Origin of the sequence: Draconibacterium sp. (assembly GCF_041583095.1) — a bacterium.
In the GTDB taxonomy this organism is placed as follows: domain Bacteria; phylum Bacteroidota; class Bacteroidia; order Bacteroidales; family Prolixibacteraceae; genus Draconibacterium.
This window is the reverse complement of sequence record NZ_JBFHGM010000308.1, coordinates 1-5603: the sequence shown is the minus strand read 5'-3', so window position 1 is coordinate 5603 and position 5603 is coordinate 1. Positions and strand designations below refer to the sequence as shown.

Below are 5603 nucleotides of genomic sequence, written 5' to 3'. Positions count from 1 at the left end.
AAGTACAACCACACCAGCCAATGGTACAACTACTATTGAAGCTGATGGTACGATTACCTATACCCCGGATCCTGATTTCAACGGAACGGACAGTTACGAGTATACAGTTACGGTTTACAATGCTGACGGAACAAGCACTACTGAAACAACTACGGTTACAGTTATCGTTACACCGGTTGCTGATATCGCTGACGACAGCGATGTCACCAAAGTAAATACGCCGGTCAATACCTATGTATTAAACAACGATACATTTGAAGGTACAAACCATGCTATTACCAGTGTAACAAATCCTGCGAACGGAACAGCAGTTATTCATGACAATGGAACGCCTGTCGATCCGCTGGATGACTACATTGTTTATACTCCGGATAATGATTTTAAAGGACCGGACACTTACCAGTATACGGTAACAGTTTACCATGCTGATGGTACGACCACTAATACTGAAACGGCCACAGTGACCATCGCAATTGCATCTGTCAGTATTGCAAAAACGTTTATCGATGACGCAGTGATTGCAGGTGGTGCAGGCAGTTCATTTACACTGATTGTTACCAACGATGGTTCTGCACCGTTGAGTAATGTCGCCATCAACGACGTTGTTGATAACCGCCTCACAGTAACAGGTGTTTCCGGTACTGCTGGTTCAGATAACGGCAGCGTGGGACAAACTGTTGAATGGCTAATTACATCACTGGAAGCTGGTGCTTCAGCGACAATTACGGTTAACTTCTCCGTAGCTTCAGATGTTGAAGAGGCCGACGGAGTGGGTGCAATGAATGACGCAGATAATGTACCGAACACGGCAACAGCTGGTGCCGTCGCAACCGACGACAACAACATTAGTGTCACAGACGAGGGTGCTGATTCTATTGATATTCTGGTCGACATTAACCTGTCCATCGTTAAAAACTTCGATCCAACCAACGTACCACAAGGCACATTCCAAATCTTCACCATAGAGGTGAGTAATGCCGGTCCATCAGATGCAGTTGACGTATTGCTGACGGATTTGGTCAATACTTCGCTTTACGTGACAGACATTAGTGTGACTTCTGGTATTGCTGATTGTTCGGCAACTGACGGACAGGACGTAGAATGTACAGTTGATGTTCCGGCGGGTGAGACGGTGAAAATTACGGTTGACTACCAGACGGCGCCATTCTTCGATAACAGCGGTACGCATTACGATACCGGAATCGGTGACGAGTTCTACTTCGTGTTCGTAAATGGTAGCGTTCTGGAAGGATCAACTGATGGTGGTCCGGTGTTACTTGACGGTGTTGACATCACGGATGATGTAAGTATTATTACCAGTCTTACAAGGAACGACATCATCTTTGACCCACCAGGAGATGATCCAGCTTTCGAATTGCACCTTTCATGTTCCGATCCGTTTACAGACGGTTGGGGACAATCGGGTGGCCCGGTAGAAGGAGTCGACGTCAATTGGCAGATCGCGTTCTTTACAATTGCGCGCTATAGTCCTCAAGGTTATTTAAAATCTTGCGGTAACGTGGTGAATGATTTCGATATTCCGAATACGGCTTACGCAACCGGTGAAGACTCATACGTAACGGAAACCGTATCTGATGATGCCACTGTGACTATTGGTCCTGGAATTACATTGGATCGTTTGCAAACCAATGGTAAACGATTAACTGCAAGGTTAAACAACCTGACCGGTGATAATAAGATCATTGATGAAATCGAGCTTAAATGGCCGGCAGCTAACGGCGATCTGATCAAGGTTTGGCTAACCTATGGCAAAACCAGCGATGTGGTATGGCAAGGAACTGATGCACCATCAGATGCACTGCTCAGTTCAGACTCTCTGGGTTGGATTGGCGGTACGCTGATGACGGGTGAAGCCATCCTGCGTTTCGACTTCCAAAACAAAGTTGCAGACGCTGGCTATACCATTCGCGTTCACTTTACTGATGGCACATGGTTGGATATAAATGTTGCTGGCGACTCTTCCATTACTAATAAATCATTGGCTATCACAACAAATATTGAAACGGTTGATCCGGTTGCTATAAAAATTTATCCAAATCCGTTTAGTAACAGGCTACGTTTTGAATTTGTTTCGCCTGAAAGTGTTGATGCGCGAATTGACATTTATGATATGACAGGAAGAAAAGTTAATACAATTTTTGAAGATCATATTATTGGAGGCGTAAAATACAATTCCACTTTTGAACCCAAAACCTTAATTAGCGGTATGTATATTTACCGAGTGAAAATAGGTGATGAAATATATAATGGCAAAGCCATTTTTGAACCGAAATAGTTGAGCCATTTAAGCATTTCAAAAGGCGTATTCCAAAACGAATACGCCTTTTTTCATATCTTCTATTGCACTTTATCCAAATAATTGATTTTGGAAAGTCAGAAGCAAAGACTAGATAAAAATGACCTTATATTTAAAGACATTAGTGTCTACTAAAAATTAAATAACGTTCTTTGGACCAATTGAAAATCGATACTTTAAGCGGCTTTTTTTAGCGTGACGATTTGAATCCGAAAAGTTCGTGGATTTTTAAAATTACATGAATAACGGACAATACGTTTTTGCTCAACTCATAAGTTTTTTTGCCACAAAGGGTATTCGACAAATTTGTTGCCCAGTATTCCGGCAACAAGTATGTAAGGCATTTTACCTGCTTGAACCAGTGGCTTTATATGACTTTCGGTCAATTGACCAATCGTGATAGTTTACACTATTTAATTGTTATTATTGACGCTCACAAAAACAAAGTCTATCATCTTGGTTTTGGTAAATCATTAACAAGGAGCAACCTGTCAAAGCCTAACGAAAAACGCAATTACAGAATCTGTAAAGATTTTGCTTATTAACCTGATTGACCTGGCCAGAAAAAAGCTGGCGAATAATGATTTTAAAATAAAAGGAAAAATCTATGCTTTCGATTATTCAACCATCGATCTGTGTTTAATAGTTTTCTAGTGGGCAAGTTTTCGAAAAACAAAGGGAGGGATAAAATTCCACACGCTTTACGTTATTACCAAGCAAATACCAGCATTTATCCACATTACACCTGTTTCGTTCCACGATGTCTGTGCAATGGATGTTATTTCATACGAAACAGAACCCGATTAAATTTTCGACTGTGGATATGTTGAGTGTCTTTACCGTATAACCAGGCTTTCTGCATTTTTTGTAGTAAGGTCAAAAGCAAACCTAAAGTTCAACAGGATGTATTCGAATAAAGTTGACAGACAACCTGGCCTAATTTGCGACCAGATTGGAAAACTATCTGGTTTTTATGTCTCAAAAAATTATCCTGAGAAACTACGGAGAATCAAATTTTATGATATTGACAGTAACCGCTACTTCGTTTACTTGACAAACAACATGGAATTAACTGTGGAAGAGATTGTGTTTTCATACAAAAACAGCTAGCGGGTTGAATTACTTTTTAAATGGATAAAACAACACCTGAAGATTAAAGCATTCTGGGGTCTACCATTCATCATTATTAGAAAGCTACCTATTCAAACAACCTGTTAAAGTGATTATCCAAATGCTTTCGCATACCCTCCCTGAATTTTTTAGGATTCCCGGTTTTTAGTATTTCAACCAACTCCTTATGCGAAACATGTTTTTTCCTTTTTATCGGCCGATTTATTAAACCACTATCATATACAAAATTAAATACCGGCAATAAAATTGTCTGAAAACTCTTCAAAGTATAATTGTTGGTTATTTCATAGAGCTTTCCGTGAAACATGATCTCATGATCAATATCAAATAATACATCACCTGTTGACTCAGGCTCGGAGTTTGTTATGTTTTCAAGCTCCAGTATGTCTTCCTCCGTAATATTTTTGAAAATCGAATCTGCCATTCCAATCTCGAGAATCAGTCTTATCTCAAAAATATTTTTTAGCGTTTCATCATCCAAAACTTTCGGAATCATCGATTTTTGAAGAATCTGTGCAAGATTGGGGCTTGTTAAAATTGTCCCCTTATGCTTAATCGAATCCACTAGTCCCATGGCTTTCAACCGGGTTAAAGACTCCCGAATTACTGTACGGCTAACCCCCATTGCACTGGCTAATTCAAGTTCCTTCGGAATCTTATCTCCGGTCTTCAATCCTTTAGTAATAAAGATCTCCAGCAATTGCATTTCAACCTTGTCGACTAAACTACTGGTATCGATTAATGGTATTTGATTTATCAAATTTTGATCTGTCATGATGCGATAAAGATATCAATTTTAAAAACATACAAATTTTAAAAATCATTTTGAAATAAAAAACTTATCTCTATATTTGCATGCATTATGTCATACATAAAGCAATAATTAAAATCAAATTTATGAAAAATGTTCTAACTAAAAAATCCATTCTTTTACTACTCTTTCTGTTTGTAGGAGTTGTAAACAGCATGGCACAGGTTGAAATCCGGGGAAAGGTTGTAGATGATTCTCAAAATTTACCTCTACCCGGAGTGAATGTTGTTATTGTTGGTACAACAACAGGAACAATTACTAACATGGACGGAGAGTTTAGCATTGATATCTCTTCTCCGGAAACAGAATTGATGTTCTCGATGATTGGATTTAAATCACAAAGAATCCAAACTTCAGGGTCACAATTTTTGAATGTAGTTATGGAAACTGAAACGACAGCACTTGATGAAGTTGTTGTAACAGGATATACCACTCAATCCCGCGCTGAGATGACTACATCAATTGCAAAGCTCGACACAAAAGTGTTGGAAAGTGTTCCTCGCTCAAATGCTGCAACTGCACTTCAAGGTACAATTGCAGGTTTAAAGGTTACCCAAACAACAGGGCAACCTGGATCAACTCCAAGTCTGGTAGTTCGGGGAGGTACAAGTTTCGAAGGTACCGGAAGTCCGCTTATCTTGATTGATGGAGTGCCCGGATCTTTTTATGCCTTAAACTCCGACGATATTGAATCGATGGAAGTACTTAAAGATGCTGCCTCAACAGCAATTTATGGAGCGCGTGCCGCAAACGGCGTAATTTTGGTCACCACTAAAAAAGGTAAAGTTGGAAAATCGAATATCAACTTCAGGGCAAAATTCACTTCAAACCAACGTCGTGAAGATCCAATGGAATATTTGAATGCAGCCGATTACGTGAAGTTCAATCGTCTGGGTGTTCGTGCTGCGCAGGAGGTGATGGGGTACAACTGGTTAGATGTGTTCTTAACCGGTGGTCATGCTGCAGCAACGGGTAATAATACCACCAATTCCATTTATACCACAATGGTACTTACCGATGAAAACTGGTATCTATTAAATTATGAAGGATGGCAATCCATTGAAGATCCTGTTAATCCGGGAACTCAACTGATTTTTATGGATAACCAGATGAATGAACTATTCTATCAGGATAGCTATTCGCAGGATTACAGTTTGTCATTTGATGGCGGTAACGATAGAGGGACCTATTACCTGGGACTCGGTTACATGGATGATAATGGTTTGGTTTTTGGATCATCTTTTGAAAGAGTTTCCGGAACTTTTAATGCTTCATACAAAATCACAGATAACCTGAAGGTCTCATCAAATTTGATCTATTCTCATTCAAAAAGAGATCTTCCTT

4 protein-coding genes are annotated in these 5603 nt (G+C 39.7%); 3 read left to right on the top strand and 1 reads right to left on the bottom strand.

Annotated features, from left to right (window positions below):
- Together ABZB17_RS19750 and ABZB17_RS19745 are read left to right on the top strand one after the other, a co-directional pair.
- The coding region (locus ABZB17_RS19750) for an Ig-like domain-containing protein (protein ID WP_372652842.1) at positions 1–2296 on the top strand (2296 nt) is incomplete at its 5' end.
- Positions 2297–2598: 302 nt separating this feature from the next.
- Complete coding sequence (locus tag ABZB17_RS19745; protein WP_372652840.1) at positions 2599–2862, top strand: DUF4372 domain-containing protein; 264 nt, start codon at positions 2599–2601, stop codon at positions 2860–2862.
- Between the two features lie 653 nt (positions 2863–3515).
- Here the strand turns inward: ABZB17_RS19745 and ABZB17_RS19740 are convergent.
- Complete coding sequence (locus ABZB17_RS19740; protein ID WP_372652838.1) at positions 3516–4223, bottom strand: FadR/GntR family transcriptional regulator; 708 nt, start codon at positions 4221–4223, stop codon at positions 3516–3518.
- 122 nt (positions 4224–4345) lie between these two features.
- Here ABZB17_RS19740 and ABZB17_RS19735 point away from each other — a divergent pair.
- Positions 4346–5603 (top strand): SusC/RagA family TonB-linked outer membrane protein (locus ABZB17_RS19735; RefSeq protein ID WP_372652836.1); only part of this gene is annotated, 1258 nt, incomplete at its 3' end.

Bases quoted from the DNA above. Each gene is read 5' to 3' on its own strand.
- ABZB17_RS19740 (WP_372652838.1), bottom strand. From the start codon at position 4,223: ATGACAGATCAAAATTTGATAAATCAAATACCATTAATCGATACCAGT.